The 16,491-nt window shown below is 67.8% G+C and carries 13 protein-coding genes; 8 read left to right on the top strand and 5 right to left on the bottom strand.

What is annotated here, in order from left to right; all coding sequences use genetic code 11:
• Positions 1-18: 18 nt before the first annotated feature.
• On the top strand, positions 19-2,067 hold the full coding sequence (locus ATO4_RS04525; protein ID WP_083590234.1) for a hypothetical protein: 2,049 nt from the start codon (positions 19-21) through the stop codon (positions 2,065-2,067).
• A gap of 115 nt (positions 2,068-2,182) precedes the next feature.
• Here the strand turns inward: ATO4_RS04525 and ATO4_RS04520 are convergent, their stop codons facing one another.
• Positions 2,183-2,986, bottom strand: a complete 804-nt coding sequence (locus ATO4_RS04520; protein WP_083590233.1) for a DUF72 domain-containing protein — start codon at positions 2,984-2,986, stop codon at positions 2,183-2,185.
• Positions 2,987-3,052: 66 nt separating this feature from the next.
• Between ATO4_RS04520 and ATO4_RS04515 the strand changes: the two genes are divergently transcribed.
• Both ATO4_RS04515 and ATO4_RS04510 read left to right on the top strand, forming a co-directional pair.
• Entirely contained in the window at positions 3,053-3,325 is a 273-nt protein-coding gene (locus ATO4_RS04515) for a type II toxin-antitoxin system prevent-host-death family antitoxin (RefSeq protein WP_083590232.1), read from the top strand.
• Positions 3,322-3,708 carry a type II toxin-antitoxin system VapC family toxin gene (locus ATO4_RS04510; protein ID WP_083590231.1) on the top strand — a complete coding sequence of 129 codons (387 nt, stop codon included), beginning with the start codon at positions 3,322-3,324 and terminating at the stop codon, positions 3,706-3,708. Before ATO4_RS04515 ends, ATO4_RS04510 begins: the two co-directional genes overlap by 4 nt.
• Before the next feature lie 53 nt (positions 3,709-3,761).
• On the opposite strand, the gene uvrA is transcribed toward ATO4_RS04510, so the two are convergent.
• A complete protein-coding gene (gene uvrA, locus ATO4_RS04505; RefSeq protein WP_083590230.1) occupies positions 3,762-6,683 on the bottom strand; it encodes an excinuclease ABC subunit UvrA in 2,922 nt (973 codons plus the stop codon).
• Positions 6,684-7,147: 464 nt separating this feature from the next.
• Here uvrA and ssb point away from each other — a divergent pair, with 464 nt between their 5' ends.
• Both ssb and ATO4_RS04495 read left to right on the top strand, forming a co-directional pair.
• Positions 7,148-7,681: a single-stranded DNA-binding protein gene (ssb, locus tag ATO4_RS04500; RefSeq protein ID WP_083590229.1), complete on the top strand. Its 534-nt coding sequence runs from the start codon at positions 7,148-7,150 to the stop codon at positions 7,679-7,681.
• Positions 7,682-7,736: 55 nt separating this feature from the next.
• Positions 7,737-8,759, top strand: coding sequence for a 5'-methylthioadenosine/S-adenosylhomocysteine nucleosidase (locus ATO4_RS04495; RefSeq protein WP_210191021.1), 1,023 nt, complete (start codon positions 7,737-7,739; stop codon positions 8,757-8,759).
• A gap of 265 nt (positions 8,760-9,024) precedes the next feature.
• Here ATO4_RS04495 and ATO4_RS04490 read toward each other — a convergent pair whose 3' ends face one another.
• Both ATO4_RS04490 and ATO4_RS04485 read right to left on the bottom strand, forming a co-directional pair.
• Complete coding sequence (locus tag ATO4_RS04490; protein WP_083590228.1) at positions 9,025-10,035, bottom strand: cation diffusion facilitator family transporter; 1,011 nt, start codon at positions 10,033-10,035, stop codon at positions 9,025-9,027.
• 117 nt (positions 10,036-10,152) lie between these two features.
• Positions 10,153-10,809 carry a MarC family protein gene (locus tag ATO4_RS04485; RefSeq protein ID WP_139802253.1) on the bottom strand — a complete coding sequence of 219 codons (657 nt, stop codon included), beginning with the start codon at positions 10,807-10,809 and terminating at the stop codon, positions 10,153-10,155.
• 272 nt (positions 10,810-11,081) lie between these two features.
• Between ATO4_RS04485 and gyrA the strand changes: the two genes are divergently transcribed.
• The 3 genes from gyrA (at position 11,082) to ATO4_RS04470 (ending at position 15,042) form a co-directional block, all read left to right on the top strand.
• Positions 11,082-13,952: a DNA gyrase subunit A gene (gene gyrA, locus ATO4_RS04480; protein ID WP_083590226.1), complete on the top strand. Its 2,871-nt coding sequence runs from the start codon at positions 11,082-11,084 to the stop codon at positions 13,950-13,952.
• A 323-nt stretch (positions 13,953-14,275) separates the two neighbouring features.
• Complete coding sequence (gene rirA / locus ATO4_RS04475; RefSeq protein WP_083590225.1) at positions 14,276-14,737, top strand: iron-responsive transcriptional regulator RirA; 462 nt, start codon at positions 14,276-14,278, stop codon at positions 14,735-14,737.
• On the top strand, positions 14,734-15,042 hold the full coding sequence (locus ATO4_RS04470) for a DUF1289 domain-containing protein (protein ID WP_083590224.1): 309 nt from the start codon (positions 14,734-14,736) through the stop codon (positions 15,040-15,042). Before rirA ends, ATO4_RS04470 begins: the two co-directional genes overlap by 4 nt.
• 114 nt (positions 15,043-15,156) lie before the next feature.
• Here the strand turns inward: ATO4_RS04470 and ATO4_RS04465 are convergent, their stop codons facing one another.
• Entirely contained in the window at positions 15,157-16,389 is a 1,233-nt protein-coding gene (locus ATO4_RS04465; RefSeq protein WP_083590365.1) for an MFS transporter, read from the bottom strand.
• Between the last annotated feature and the right edge of the window lie 102 nt (positions 16,390-16,491).

Here is a 16,491-nt window from a genome sequence, read left to right as displayed (position 1 = left end):
AGCGAGTGACTGCATTCCATGGCGGATCTGAGCGGCGTTCTTCGCAAGACCATCGACGGCCTCCCGCGTGCAACGCCGCAGATGCGCGAAAAGGTCTACGAAAAGGCCCGGGCCGCGATCCAGCGGCAGATCGACGCGGCCAATCCGCCTTTGGCGGAGCAGGTCGTCTCGGCACGGCTCTCGGCGCTCGAGGACGCGATCTCGCGCACCGAGGCGCATTATGCCGCGCAGCCGGAGCCGGGCGAGGCGGGATCACCCGCGTCTGCCGCAGCGCAGCCCCCCGCCCCGGCACGCCCGGCGCCGCCTGCGGCGCAGGCTCCTGCCGCACCGTCGCCGGCGCCCGCTCCCGCCGCCCGGCAACCGCAGCCGGCCGGGGCAGCGCAGCCTGCTCCCCCGCAGGACGCGAAGGCGCCCCCGCCAGCGCAGCCGCAGCAGCCCCGGCAGACACCACCCGCTCCAACGCAGCAGACGCCGCGCCGGATGCCGCCGATGGGCGACGCCGCACCGTCGTCCGGCGCGGTCCCGCCGGTGGCCGGCCCGCAGCCCACCGCCCCGCAGACCCCGGGACCGGCCGGTGCCGGCGGCAGTGCGGCCCCGAAGGCGCCGCAGCCGGGACAGCCGCGTCCGACATTGCCCGCCGCGACCATGCCGACCCAGCGACCGGACGGCGCTCCGGCGCGCCCGGCAGAGCCGGCATCGAAGCAGCCGGAGCCCTTTTTCCCGCCCGAGACGGCCGAGCCGGACGCCGGTGACCTGCCGCCGGCGCTCGGCGCGCCCTTCATCGTTCCCGACGAGCGGCGCGAGACCGCTGCGCCGTCGCCGGCCTCCGGCCACTGGGAGGATGACGGGCACGACATACGGGACGAGGACGACGGGCGGGTTCCCCACGACATCCGCATCGACGACGGTGACATCCCCGAGGCCGACGTGACGGCGCCGCGCTATCCGACGCGGCGGGCGAAGCGCTCCGGCCGCGGCGGCAGGATCGCGGCGGCCGCCGTCGTCGTCCTGGCTCTGGCCGGCGCGGGCACGGTCGGCTGGCTCTACCGGGAGGATCTCGAGGCCTTGCTGGTCGGACCGGCGGACATCGGCACGATCGCCGAGAGATCCGGCACCGAAACTCCGGGCGTGGCGGGTGACGACACACCTGCGACCGGCGAAGCCCAGCCGACCGAGACTGCCGCGGCCGAGCCGGAACCCGCCTCGACGCGGCGCTTCACCCAGCGGCTGATGCCGGACGGCACGGAGGTCGACGAGGGACCGGCGCAGAAGACGCCCAATGCCTTCGACGAGGGAACGAACGTCGCTGCGGCCACCACGGTCGACGAGAGCGCCCAGGCATCCGGGGCGACGCCGACGATCTCGAGCGAAATCGGCGAGGATCCGGCGATGGTCGGCGCGGACGGCACCCCGACGGCGGGCGAGGCGCCTGCCGGCGCCGCCGAGATCCCGGGGGTTGTCCCGGCCGAACCCGCCACGCCCGACAGCCAGACCGCCGCGCCGAGCAGCGGCCAGCTCGAAGTGGCCCAGAAGGCCGTCTTCTACCAGGAAAAGACCGAGGACCTCCCGGGCACCCAGGAGACCGGTACCGCCGTCTGGTCGCTGGTCGAGGAGCCGGGCGCCGACGGACAGGCGGGCGAGCCCGCGATCAGGGCCGTCGTCGAGGTGCCGGAAGAGAAGCTGAAGCTGACGATGACGATCAAGCGGAACAGCGATCCGACGCTGCCGGCGAGCCACGTCATCGAGCTGGAATTCGAGGTGCCTTCGGACTTTGCGGGCGGCAGCGTCGCCAATGTCCAGCGGCCGGCCCTGAAGGAGACGGAGCAGGCGCGCGGCGAGCCGCTGATCGGCGTCGCCGGCAAGATCTCCGACAACTACTTCATCATCGCCCTGAACAATCTCGACCAGGCGGTGCAGAACAACCGGTCGCTGCTCGAGAACCAGAAATGGATCGACATCCCGGTCGCCTACCAGTCCGGCCGGCGGGCGCTGATCTCGCTCGAAAAGGGTATCCCCGGGGACCGGGTCTTCAAGGATGCGCTGGAGGCCTGGCGGGCCAAGACGTAAGGCGCGCACGGATCGGTCGGCGGGGCGGGCTCAAAGGGTCCGGCCGCCGGCATGCGATCTGCTTCGTCCGCCGGGCGGCGGTCGGGCGGAGAGGGCCGGCAAAGCGGCCGGCGACTCAAACCTGCCGCAGCCGATCCATCAGCGCCATGGCGCCATGCGGCGCCCGCGGTTTGCCCGACCGGATGAAATAGGCGAAGACGTCGCGGGGCGTCTTCTCGGCTGACATGTCCGGATCCGCCTTGCTCAGATCGCCGGGCTCCCCGCCCGCCGCGAGGCGCTTCAGCCGCCCGGCCCATTCGTCCAGCTGGTCCGGCGGGTAGCAGCTGTCGATCGCCTCGTCGCCGCGCTGTAGCCTCAGATAGACGAAATCGCTCGTGACATCGGCGATCTGCGGATGCTCGTCGCTGTCGGCGCAGGCGATGGCGACGCCGGCCCCGCGGCAGAGCGCCACGAAGTCAGGCGTTGCGAAGCTCTCGTGCCGGGGCTCGACGACATGGCGGAGCGGCAGGCCGCCGGCGGTCTTCGGCAGGAGATCGAGAAAGGCCGCGAAGTCTTCCGGATCGAACTGCTTCGTCGCGGCGAACTGCCAGAGGATCGGCCCGAGACGGTCGCCGAGTTCGGCGATGCCGGAGTTCACGAAGCGCTCGATCGATTCTCCGCCTTCCGCCAGCACCTTGCGATTGACCGCAAAGCGCGGCGCCTTCAGCGAGAAGACGAAGCCGTCCGGCACCTCGCTCGCCCACTTGGCATAGGTCTCCGGTTTCTGGCTGCGATAGAAGGTGCCGTTGACCTCGATCGTCGTCAGCCTCGATGCGGCATATTCCAGCTGGCGCTTCTTCGGCAGGTCGGCCGGATAGAAGGTCTCGTTCCAGGGATCGAAGGTCCAGCCGCCGATGCCGGCGCGGATGGTGCCGCTCATGATCGTCTCCCGATTGTGGTTGGCGGATGCGCTCGCTACATTGATGACGTGTCGAAGGAGAGGACGATGACGGTCGTCACCATTCAGAAGGCGGAAGCGGGCCTCGCGGAGCTCCTGGACCGGGTCGAGGCGGGCGAGGAGATCGTGATCGCGCGGGGCGACGAGCCGGTGGCGAAGCTGGTGCGGGTCGACGCAGACAAACCCAAAGTCCGCGGATATGGCGCGCTCGCCCATCTCCGCGACAAGATCCCATCCGACCTATTTCTCCAGCCCATGTCCGAAGACGAGCTTGCAGCGTGGGAGGGTAAATACTCCTTCCCCAGCGATAATGGCGAGTGAGCGTCCTTCTCGATACTCACGCGCTTCTCTGGTGGCTCACCGCCGATCCGCATCTCAGTGTTGCGGCTAAATCGGCCATTGAGGATGTCGCGACAGAGCGACATGTCAGTGCCGTCACAGCCTTCGAACTTGCGAACAAAGTGAGAATTGGCAAGCTTGAAGTTGCGCGGGAGATCATCGAGACGTTCGACGACATCATCGCGCAAGGACGATTCACCAAACTGGACGTCGACCATTCGCACGCGCTCCTGGCGGGCCAGATGCTCGGGGTTCACAAGGACCCGTTCGATCGTCTCCTTGCCGCACAGGCGAAGATCGAAGGATTGGCTTTGATTACGGTCGACGAAGCCTTCGACCAGTTCGGCATCATTCGGCTCTGGTAGCCGGACGACGACCGAACGGAGCCAGATGAAAGCCGCAGACCGCCAACGAGACGCTACTCCGCCGCCTCCTTCTTCACCCTGGGCCGGCGCTCCAGCAGCTCCTTCATGAACTGCCCCGTATAGGACCGCTCGACCTTGACGACGTCCTCCGGCGTGCCGGTGGCGACGATCTCGCCGCCGCCGTCGCCGCCTTCCGGGCCGATGTCGATCACCCAGTCGGCGGTCTTGATGACCTCGAGATTGTGCTCGATGACCACCACCGTGTTGCCGCGGTCGACCAGATCGTGCAGCACTTCGAGGAGCTTGGCGACGTCGTGGAAATGCAGCCCCGTCGTCGGCTCGTCGAGGATGTAGAGGGTCTTGCCGGTGGCCTTGCGTGACAACTCCTTGGCGAGCTTCACCCTTTGCGCCTCGCCGCCGGACAGGGTGTTCGCCTGCTGGCCGATCTTGATGTAGCCGAGGCCCACCTCGTTCAGCGTCACCAGCTTGTCGCGCACGGCGGGAACGGCGGCGAAGAAGGTCACGCCCTCTTCCACCGTCATGTCGAGGACGTCGGCGATCGACTTTTCCTTGAAGGTGACCTCCAGGGTCTCGCGGTTGTAGCGCTTGCCCTTGCAGACGTCGCAGGTGACGTAGACATCCGGCAAAAAGTGCATCTCGATCTTGATGACGCCGTCGCCCTGGCAGGCCTCGCAGCGGCCGCCCTTGACGTTGAAGGAGAAGCGGCCGGGCTGGTAGCCCCGCGCCTTGGCCTCGGGCAGCGCCGCGAACCAGTCGCGGATCGGGGTGAAGGCGCCTGTATAGGTGGCCGGGTTCGAGCGCGGCGTGCGGCCGATCGGCGACTGGTCGATGTCGATGACCTTGTCGAGGAGTTCCAGCCCCTCGATGCGGTCGTGCTCGGCCGGGATGTCGCGACCGTTGGCAATGCGGCGGGAGGCGGCCTTGAACAGCGTCTCGATCAGGAAGGTCGACTTGCCGCCGCCAGAGACGCCGGTGACGCAGGAAAACACGCCGAGGGGCAGCTCGGCCGTGACGTTCTTGAGATTGTTGCCGCGCGCCCCGACGACCTTCAGCCGCTTGTTCTTCGGCGCCTTGCGGCGGGTTTCCGGCACCGGCACGCCAAGATCGCCGGACAGGTAGCGGCCGGTCAGCGACTTCGGATGGGCCATGATCTCGCCGGGCGTGCCCGAGGCGATGACCTCGCCGCCATGGATGCCGGCCGCCGGGCCGATGTCGACCACGTAGTCGGCGGCAAGGATCGCGTCCTCGTCATGCTCGACGACGATGACGGTGTTGCCGATGTCGCGCAGGTGCTTCAGCGTGTCGAGCAGGCGGGCATTGTCGCGCTGGTGGAGGCCGATCGACGGCTCGTCGAGGACGTAGAGGACGCCCGTGAGGCCAGAGCCGATCTGCGAGGCGAGGCGGATGCGCTGGCTCTCGCCGCCGGACAACGTGCCGGAGGCGCGCGACAGGGTCAGGTAGTCGAGGCCGACGTCGTTGAGGAAGCGCAGGCGCTCGCGGATCTCCTTGAGGATGCGGACGGCGATCGCGTTCTGCTTGGCGTTCATCGCGGCGGGCAGGGCCTCGAACCAGCCGGCGGCGTCGCGGATCGACAGCTGGGTGACCTCGCCGATGTGCCGGCCGGCGATCTTCACGGCCAGCGCCTCGGGCTTCAGCCGGTAGCCGTTGCAGGCGGGGCAGGGCGTCGCCGACATGAAACGCTCGATCTCCTCGCGCATGAAGGCCGAGTCGGTCTCCTTCCAGCGGCGGGCGAGATTGTTGACGACGCCCTCGAAGGTCTTGGTCGTCGCATAGGAGCGGATGCCGTCCTTGTAGCGGAACTCGATCTTCTCCCGGCCGGTGCCGTAGAGAACGGCGTTCTTGGCTTCGTCCGAGAGTTCCACCCAGCGGTCGGTCTGCTTGAAGCCGTAGACCTGGCCGAGGCCATCGAGCGTCTGGCCGTAATAGGGCGAGGTGGATTTCGCCCAGGGCGCGATGGCGCCGGCCTTCAGCGTCAGCGCCTCGTTCGGCACGATCAGCTTCGGGTCGACCGCCTGCTGCGAGCCGAGGCCGTCGCAGGTCGGGCAGGCGCCGAAGGGATTGTTGAAGGAGAACAGCCGCGGCTCGATCTCGGAGATCGTGAAGCCGGAGACCGGGCAGGCGAATTTTTCCGAGAACAAGAGCCGCTCGTGGGTCTCGTTCTTGCTGCGGTTGGCGCCGGCATCGGCCAGCCGCTCCTTGGGCAGCGGCTTGTCGGCGAATTCGGCGACGGCGAGACCGTCGGCCAGACCCAGCGCCGTCTCGATCGAATCGGCGAGGCGGGCCTTCATGTCCTCGCGCACGACGATGCGGTCGACCACCACGTCGATGTCGTGCTTGTACTTCTTGTCGAGAGCCGGCGCGTCGGCGATCTCGTGATACTCGCCGTCGATCTTGACCCGTTGGAAGCCCTTGCGCTGCAGCTCGGCCAGCTCCTTGCGATACTCGCCCTTGCGGCCGCGGATCATCGGCGCGAGGAGATAGAGCCGCGTGCCTTCCTCCAGCGCCAGCACCCGGTCGACCATCTGGCTGACCGTCTGGCTCTCGATCGGCAGGCCCGTCGCGGGCGAATAGGGAACCCCCACCCGGGCGAAGAGCAGCCGCAGATAGTCGTAGATCTCAGTGACGGTGCCGACCGTCGAACGCGGGTTTCTCGAGGTGGTCTTCTGTTCGATGGAGATCGCCGGGGAGAGCCCGTCGATCTGGTCGACATCCGGCTTCTGCATCATCTCGAGAAACTGCCGGGCGTAGGCCGACAAGCTCTCGACATAGCGGCGCTGGCCCTCCGCATAGATCGTGTCGAAGGCCAGCGACGACTTGCCGGAGCCCGACAGGCCGGTCATCACGATCAGCTTGTCCCGGGGCAGATCGAGATCGATGCCCTTCAGATTGTGCTCGCGCGCGCCGCGGATGGAAATCGTCTTCAATTCGGCCATGAAATCCGCCGGTCCGTCCAATGTCTCTGTCTGAAGGGCAAGCCCCTACTTAAGGCCCGGCCCGAGCGACTCCAAGGCGATGCGGCGGAGAAACGGATTTTCGCGACTCGCCTCTTGCGTGTTCCACCTTTGTTCTATACCGTGTCTGCCGGTGGTGCAAGCCGTGTCCGGCAAGCCGAGCAGTGGCGGCGAGCGTCGCAAGGCAGCGCGTGGGGCTGGCTCGTGCGGCTCCTGTATCTTGGGGCCTGTCTCACGCGGGTGTGGTGAGCGTCAAACCGGATGTCGTGGGCGCCGGAATTCCGGGCCGTGCCCAAGCGGCGGCTTGCGTGTCGCACTTGGAATTCGCGTCGCCCGTGGAATTCGTGTCGGGCTTGGAAGATGGGGACGGGGCGGACCGCCGGCTTTCGCCGGAGCAGGTGCTCGTCTAGGGTCTTGCCAAGTTTTTTCGAAGTTGGAGTTCGATCATGGCGGGAAGCGTCAACAAGGTCATTCTGGTGGGCAATCTCGGCGCCGATCCCGAGATCCGCCGGCTGAATTCGGGCGACGCCGTCGCCAATCTCAGGATCGCGACCTCGGAGACCTGGCGCGACAAGGCGTCGGGCGAGCGCCGCGAGCGCACCGAATGGCACAACGTCGTGATCTTCAACGAGAACCTCGTGAAGGTCGCCGAGCAGTATCTGAAGAAGGGCTCGACGGTCTATATCGAGGGCCAGCTGCAGACCCGCTCGTGGGACGACCAGTCCGGCCAGAAGAAATACATGACCGAAGTCGTGCTGCAGCGCTTCCGCGGCGAGATGCAGATGCTGGGCGGCCGCGGCGACGGCGGCGAGGGCGGCGTCAGCCGGGGCGGGGGAGGCGGCGGCTATGATCGCGGCGGTGGCGGCGGTGGCGGTTACGACCGCGGCGGTCCCGATCGTGGCGGCGGCGGCAACGATCGCGATTACGGCGGCGGCGGCGGCGGCCGCTCCAACGACCTCGACGACGAGATCCCGTTCTGACGCGTCCGATCGGCAGCGTGGAGAGAAGGGCCTGAAACAGCGAGGGCGAAGCGGAATGCCGACGACACCGGTCGATGCGAGATCCAACGCAGTCGCGGCGCTCATCCGCCGATGGGTGATGGCGATGGCCCTCGCCGCCAGCCTGGCCCTCCCATTCGGCGGCCTCGCCGCTGCCGGGGACGTTGCGACGTCGGCGGCGCAAGTGGCTGCGGGCACGCAGGGGACGGCATCGACGAGAACCGTTGCTCGAATCGGCGTGGTCTCGGCATTCGAGCCGGAATGGCAGAGTCTCAAGGCCGACCTCGGGGGCGCCGAGACCGAGCGGATCAACGGCGTCGACTTCGTGACGGGCAAACTTGCCGGCAAGGACGTCGTCCTGTTCCTCAGCGGCGTCAGCATGGTCAATGCCGCGATGACGACGCAGCTCGCGCTCGACCGCTTCGACATCGAGGCGATCGTCTTCTCGGGGATCGCGGGCGGCGTCGATCCGGCGCTCGACATCGGCGACGTCGTGGTGGCCGATCGCTGGGCGCAATATCTGGAATCGGTCTTCGCCAGGAAGGACGGCGAGGACTGGACGCTGCCGCCCTTCGCCGACAGGGCGACGCCGAACCACGGCATGATCTTTCCCCAACCGGTCGAGGTCCGCTCCGGCCGCTCGGAGAAAGCCGAGGAGGTGCTGTGGTTCGGGGCCGACGGCGCGCTTCTCGATGTAGCGCGCCAGGTGGCGGAAGAGGTCGAGCTCGAGCGCTGCGCCGGAGAGGCGTGCCTGACGCGGGCACCGAAGGTGGTGGTCGGGGGGGCGGGCGTCTCCGGACCGGTCTTCGTGGACAATGCCGAGTTCCGGCAATATGTGGCCGAGGCCTTCGACGCCTCGGTGCTCGACATGGAAAGCGCTGCCGTCGCCCATGTCGCCTATGCCAACGCCGTCCCCTTCATCGCCTTTCGCAGCCTGTCGGATCTGGCCGGCGGCGGCGAGGCAGAGAACGAGATGGTCACGTTTTTCGCCCTTGCTTCGGAGAATTCCGCGCGTGTGGTGAAGGCGTTTGTCGCGGCGATGCCGACGAACGGGAACTGACGCGGGGCATTACGGGCGGGCGAACCGGCGAATGAGCGGGCCGACCGCGCGGTCCCGTGGCCGCGCCTGAGATCGATGGCTGACGACGATCGGCGGGCGATCAAGGCGCCCGCGGAGGATCTGACGGCGCGGGGTACGCCCCAGACGCGACGCAGGGCAGGATATCCGCGGCCCGGGAAGATCGACCCCAGGGCCGCTCGCATCGGGCCCGTGCGGCGCTTGCGCGTCAATCCCTTGGCGCCCGTCGCAGATCGGACCGAGGGTCTCAATCGACGGGATGCGCCTCGCGGTCCTGCCGGGCCAGATCGCGATGGCCGGACTGCGACTGCACCTCGACATAGACCTTGCGGACGATGGGAAATCGCTCCCGGATCCGGCCCTCCATCTCGCTGACCATCGCCTCGATTCGCTGCGAGACGACGTCGTCGCGAAAGTCGACGCTCATCGTCAGGAGGACGTCCTCGGGGCCGAGATGCAGCGTCCGAAGCTCGTTGATCGCGAGGATCTCCGGCCGCTCGCCGAGCTTCTCGCGGATCGCCCGTTCGATCTCGGGGCCGGCGGCCTCGCCGATCAGAAGGCCCTTCACCTCGATGGCCAAAAGGATCGCGGTCACGCCGAGCAGGATGCCGATGAGGATCGAGCCGATGGCGTCGAAGACGTGGTTGCCGGTGACCCAGGACAGGCCGATGCCGATCGCCGCGATGACGACGCCGATGCAGGCGGCCGAATCCTCGAACAGCACGACGAAGATCGCCGGATCCTTCATGTCGTGGAAATCGCGCAGCAGGCCGTGGCCGCCCCGGCGGTGCTGGAACTCCCGGGAGGCGACGGACCAGGAGTAGCCCTCGAAGCAGAAGGCGAGGAACAACACCCCGAGCGCGACGAGCGGCGAGGTCAGCTCGGCGTCTTCGACGGAGAGGATGCCGATCACGCCCTCATAGGTCGAGAAGCCGGCGCCGAGGGCAAAGAGGAAGATGGCGACGAGAAAGGACCAGAAATACACCTCGGCGCCATAGCCGAAGGGATGCTTCGCGTCGGCCGGTTTCCTGGAATTGGAGAGCCCGATCAGGAGAAAGCCCTGATTGGCGGTGTCGATCACCGAATGGACGCCCTCGGCGAACATCGATGACGAGCCGGTGAAGGCGGCCGCGACGAACTTGGTCACGGCAATGGCGAGATTGGCGCCCGCCGCGGCGATGACGGCGCCTTTGCTGCCTCCCGAGCCCGAGCCCGAGCCCGAGCCCGGGCCCGCCCTGTGCCTTGCGCCCTTCGCCATGCCTGCTCTCCTTTCCGTGATCGAGCCAACAACACGCGATCGGCGGAAACGTTGCTTCCCTTATCATTTCTGCCGGGCGGTGGGTCCGGGGCTCTCCGGTTGGCCCGGCGGGAACCGTCAGGCGGTGGGACGGGCGATGTGGCCGCTGGATTCGACGAGGGCCGCCGCGCCGTCGGCGACGAACTGCACGGCGAGCGCCGCGAGGAGGACGCCGAGCAGCCGGGAGATCACCGCCCGGCTGGTGACGCCGAGATACCGGTCGAGCCGATGGGCGACGGCGAGGAAGGCGAAGGTGGCGGCGACGGCGACGAAGATCACGCCGAGCAGCGCCGCCTTGCCGACGAAGCCGGGAAGATTGCCGGAGAGCAGGATCACCGCCGAGATGGCGCCGGGGCCCGCCATCAGCGGGATGGCGAGGGGAAAGGCCGCGACATCGCCGCCGTCGCTGTCCTCGACGGCGTGGCTGGCGCTCTTCTGCTTGCGCTCGGCGCGCCGCTCGAAGACCAGCTCGAAGCCGATCCAGAAGAGGAACAGCCCGCCGGCGAGGCGGAACGCCCCGAGCGTGATGCCCAGCACCTCCAAGAGCGCGAGGCCCGTGAGCCCGAACAGCGCCAGGATGGCGAATGTGATGACCGAGGCCCGCAGCGCGATGGCGCCGCGCTGGGCGGAGGTCGCCCCCGGCGTCAAGGCAAGGAAGAGCGGGACCAGCCCGAACGGATCGAGGATCACGAAGAGCGTGACGAAGCCATTGAGGAGGATGTCGAACATCGGCACGAGCCCCGTGTCGGGAGTGGTGACGTCCGGCGTAACAGCTTCCCGGCGGAGGGGCTAGGCGCGGTCCCCTCGGGCCGGGAAGATCTGCGATTCGCCCTAAATGGCCCGCCGACACCCGGCCGACACAAAGCTTTTGCAAGTTTCTTTGGTCGTTCTCTCAAGTGATTGACGTATATGAACTTTTGATCCCTTTGCGCCGGGTGCGTCATTTGCGCTCGCGGCCCCGCCGCGCTATAGCGAAGCGAGCAAATTCCCGCTGATCAGGACCTCTCTTGGCAGACGAAAACGACAAGACGCCGCCGCCGCCCCCGCCTTCCGGGCCAGGCAGCGGAATCGACTCCATCTCCATCATCGACGAGATGCAGCGCAGCTATCTCGATTACGCCATGAGCGTGATCGTCTCCCGCGCGCTGCCGGACGTGCGGGACGGGCTGAAGCCGGTGCATCGGCGCATTCTCTACGCCATGCACGAGATGGGGCTGAATTCGACCAAGTCCTATCGCAAGTCCGCCGGTGTCGTCGGCGAGGTGATGGGTAAGTTCCATCCGCACGGCGATTCGGCCATCTACGATTCCCTCGTGCGCATGGCGCAGGACTGGTCGCTGCGCGCGCCGCTGATCGACGGGCAGGGCAATTTCGGCTCGATCGACGGCGATCCGCCGGCGGCCATGCGCTACACCGAGTGCCGGCTGCAGAAGATCGCCGATCCGATGCTGGAGGATATCGACAAGGAAACCGTCGACTTCCAGGAGAACTACGACGGCCGCGAGATGGAGCCGGTGGTCCTGCCGGCGCGCTTCCCGAATCTGCTCGCCAACGGCTCCGGCGGCATCGCCGTCGGCATGGCGACGAACATCCCGCCGCACAATCTCGGCGAGGTGCTCGACGGCACCATTGCGATGATCGACAATCCGGCCATCTCCCTCGACGAGCTGATGGAGCACATCCCCGGGCCGGATTTCCCGACCGGGGCCATCGTGCTCGGCCGGGCCGGCATCTACTCGGCCTATTCGACCGGCCGCGGCTCGATCCTGATGCGCGGCAAGGTGCATGTGGAGACGGTTCGCGCCGAGCGCGAGGCGATCATCGTCACCGAGGTTCCCTACCAGGTGAACAAGGCCTCGATGATCGAGAAGATGGCCGATCTGGTGCGCGACAAGCGCATCGAGGGCATCTCCGACATCCGCGACGAGAGCGATCGCGACGGCTACCGGGTCGTCATCGAGCTGAAGCGCGACGCCTCGTCCGACGTCATCCTCAACCAGCTCTACCGCTTCACGCCGCTGCAGACCTCCTTCGGCGCCAACATGGTGGCGCTCAACGGCGGCAAGCCGGAGCAGCTGACGCTGTCGGACATGCTGTCGGCCTTCATCGCCTTCCGCGAGGAGGTGGTGAACCGGCGCACCAAGTATCTCCTGCGCAAGGCCCGCGAGCGTGCCCACGTCCTCGTCGGCCTCGCCATCGCCGTCGCCAACATCGACGAGGTGATCAAGCTGATCCGCCAGGCGCCGGACCCCGCGACCGCCCGCGAACAGCTGATGACGCGCAACTGGGACGCCAGGGACGTCGCGCCGCTGATCCGGCTGATCGACGATCCGCGCCACCGCATCACCGAGGAGGGCACCTACCGCCTGTCCGAGGCGCAGGCGCGCGCGATCCTCGACCTGCGCCTGCAGCGCCTGACCGCGCTCGGCCGCGACGAGATCGGCGACGAACTCAACAAGATCGGCGCCGAGATCCGCGAATATCTCGAGATCCTGTCGTCGCGCACCCGGGTGCGCGAGATCATCAAGGCCGAGCTCATCGCCATCCGCGACGAGTTCGCCACCCCCCGCCGCACGCAGCTGACGGAAGGCGCGGCGGACATGGAGGACGAGGACCTGATCCCGCGCGAGGACATGGTCGTCACCGTCACCCATACCGGCTACATCAAGCGGGTGCCGCTGGCGACCTACCGGGCGCAGCGGCGCGGCGGCAAGGGCCGCTCCGGCATGTCGCTGAAGAACGACGAGGATTCGGTGACGCGGCTGTTCGTCGCCAACACCCACACCCCGGTGCTGTTCTTCTCCTCGCGCGGCATCGTCTACAAGGAAAAGGTCTGGCGGCTGCCGCTGGCGACGCCCCAGGCGCGCGGCAAGGCGCTGATCAACCTTCTGCCGCTCGAAAAGAACGAGCGCATCACCTCGATCCTGCCGCTGCCGAGCGATCCGGACGCGGCCGAGCGGCTGAACGTCATGTTCGCCACGACGCGGGGCACGGTCCGGCGCAACAAGCTGTCTGACTTCGTCCAGGTGAACCGCAACGGCAAGATCGCCATGAAGCTCGACGAGGAGGGTGACGAGATCCTCGCCGTCGCCACCTGCAGCGAGGACGACGACGTCCTCCTGACGGCGACCTCCGGCCAGTGCATCCGCTTCCCGACCACCGACGTGCGGGTCTTCGCCGGCCGCAATTCCGTCGGCGTGCGGGGCATCTCGCTGGGCCAGGGCGAGAGCGTCGTCTCCATGGCGATCCTGCACCATGTCGACGCGACCCCGGCCGAGCGCGCCGCCTATCTGAAGATGCGCCGGGCCGTCGACTACGACGCCGGCGCCGATCAGAACGGCGAGACGCCGGCGGTCGAGGAGGAGGCCGTCGAGGACGTCGCCCTCAGCCCGGAGCGCTATGGCGAACTGGGCGCGCGGGAGGAGTTCATCCTGACGATCAGCGAGTTCGGCTATGGCAAGCGCTCGTCGTCCTACGAGTTCCGCACCTCCGGGCGCGGCGGCAAGGGTATCAGGGCGACGGACACCAACCGTCTCGACAAGCTCGGCCAGCTCGTCGCCGGCTTCCCGGTCGAGCGCGAGGACCAGCTGCTGCTCGTGACCGATCGTGGCCAGGTGATCCGCGTGCCGATCGACGGCATCGGCATGAAGGGCCGGTCCACCGGCGGCGTGACGATCTTCCGCACCGCCGACGGCGAGCGGGTGGTCTCGGTGGAGCGCATTCCCGATCAGGGCGCCGACGAAGCCGGGGAGGCGGAGGAAGACCTGGCCGACGTCGCCAACGACACGGCGACCGACACGCCGGACGTCGGCGAGGCATCGGGAGACGAAGCCCCGGATGCCGGCGAGGATCCCGGCGAGGGCGACCCAGACGCCTGATCGGCGGCTGATTCGGGCGGTGCGGCAGTGTCCGGGCGCTTGATGGACATGAAGAACGGCCATCCCGGCAGAGCGCGGGGATGGCCGTTTTCGTCTCCAGCTCAATGAATGCAAGGGCTTCGGCCAAGGCACGAGCCGAGCAGGCGGTCCGGTCGCGAAGGGGTTGTGGTGGCGATTTCTTCCCATGCGTCAGAGAAGCGCGTGGATGGCGGCGATGGGCGCCAGCGAATTTGCCTTCCACCTTTTAATTGCTCTAAATAAGCCTTAACTGACCGGCAGGGGGAGGAGCGGCCCGGCCGCTCCACGACAAGGGCAATCTGCACATGCGTCTCACGCGGCAAACCAACTACGCGATCCGGATCCTGATGTATCTCGCGACCAATCCCGGCCGGCTGAGCAAGCTCGGCGAGGTCGCCCGGTCCTATGCTGCGCCGGAACCCTTCATGTTCAAGATCCTGCAGCCGCTCGTCGCCGCCGGCTTCGTCGAGACCGTGCGGGGCCGCAATGGCGGGATCCGGCTGGGCCGTCCCGCCACCGCCATCACGCTTCGTGAGGTCGTCGAGCTGATGGAGGAGAATTTCGCCATGGCGGAGTGCTTCGACGGCGGCCTGACCGACTGCCCGCTGGTGTTCCATTGCGAGTTGAACGCGGCGCTGCGCCAGGCCCTCGACGCCTTCCTGTCCACCCTCGGCCGCTTCTCGATCGCCGACCTGGTGGAGAACCGGCCGTTCATGTCGGAGACCCTCGGCATTCCGATGGCGCCGGAGCACGCGGCGCTTTCATGACTTCGAGATCCCAAGCGGCGGAGCGCCCGGCGGAGGACGACGCCGTGTGGGAGAGCGCTCCCTCGCCCTGCATCGACGTTTGCAAGTACAAGCGGCAGGGCCGCTGCATCGGCTGTTCGATGACCAAGGCGGAGAAGGACTCCTTCCCCCATCACGGCGGCGCGGACGCAAAGCGCGAATTCATCGAGGCGCTGATCGCTCGGATCGCCGAAAGCGGCCGCAATCCGGCCTTCTGGGCCTATACCTACCAGCACAAATGCAAGCGCGAGGGCGTACCATGCCCGGTCGAGGTGGCCGAGGAGTAGCCTCGGTCTGCTGAAGCCGTCAGCCGGGCCACCCGGCCGATTCGCGGCATGCGGGAAACGAAGCCCGAACGATCCCGCCGGGATGCCGGGCTTCACTTCTCCTCGCTCACTTCCTCACTCGCGCGCCAGCCGCTGGGCCTTCCTCAGCTGCGGGAACATCCACGCCCAGAGGGCGGCGACGCCCACCGTCGCGGCGCCGCCGAGAACGACGGCCGGCACCGCGCCGATCAGTTTCGCCATGCCGCCGGCCCGGAACTCGCCGAGTTCGTTGGAGGCGCCGATGAACACCATGTTGACGGCGTTGACCCGGCCGCGCACGTCGTCCGGCGTCCACAGCTGCATCAGCGTCTCGCGGACATAGACGCTGATCATGTCGGAGGCCCCCATCATCATCAGCGCCGGCACCGAGATCCAGATCGAGGTCGACAGGCCGAACATCATGGTGAAGGCGCCGAACAGCCCGACGAAGACGAACATGATCGCGCCGGCGTGGTTCCGGATCGGGTAGGCGGCGAGATAGACCGCCATCGGCAGCGCGCCGAGGCCGGGCGCCGCCCGCAGCAGTCCGAGGGCGATGGGGCCTGCGTCGAGGACGTCGCGGGCATAGACCGGCATCAGCGCGACGGCGCCGCCGAGAAGGACGGCGAAGAGATCCAGCGAGATCGCGCCGAGGACGATGGGCTCGCTCCAGATGAAGCGGAAACCGGCGACGATGGTCTCGAGGCTCGCCGGCTCGCTGGAGCGGCGATGGGCGGGGGCCTTGATCACCAGCGCGAAGATCGCCGCGACGACGAACAGCGCGGCGCCGCTGCCATAGGCGAGCAGCGGCGAGACGCCGTAGAGGAGGCCGCCGGCGACCGGGCCGACGATCGCCGCGATCTGCCAGGAGGACGAGTTCCAGGCGATGGCGTTGGCGAGTTCGTCGCGGGTGACGAGGTTGACGACGAGGGAGCTCGAGGCCGGGCCGAAGAAGGCGCGGGCGATGCCGAAGACGATCAGGATGGCGAAGATCGGCGTCGGCGTGGCGAGGCCGTGATAGGTCAGGGCGAGGAGCAGGATCGCGCCGATCCCCTCGATCGCCACGGCGATCGCCATGATCAGGCGGCGGGAATAGCGGTCGGCCGCGGCCCCGGTGACGAGCACCAGGAAGAAGGCCGGCGCGAACTGGCAGAGGCCGACGAGGCCGAGATCCCATGGATCGCGGGTCAGATCGTAGATCTGCCAGCCGACCGAGACGATGACGATCTGCGTCGCGAAGGTCGCGGCGAAGCGCGACAGCCAGTAGAGGAGGAAGCGCGTGTTGCGGAAGGCGGCGAAGCGATCTTCGCCGTGGGGCGCTTCCGGCACCTTGGGCGCCGGTGTGGTGGCGGAAGGCAGGGACGTCGGTTCGTCGGTCACGCGGAAAGCCTGGGATCAGCGGGCGCTAGGCGCTCCGCCGGACGGGCAGGG

The sequence above is a fragment of the Aurantimonas sp. 22II-16-19i genome (genome assembly GCF_002088275.1).
Taxonomy (GTDB): Bacteria; Pseudomonadota; Alphaproteobacteria; order Rhizobiales; family Rhizobiaceae; genus Jiella.
The sequence above is the reverse complement of the archived record's forward strand: the minus strand, read 5'-3'. Positions and strand labels throughout refer to the sequence as shown.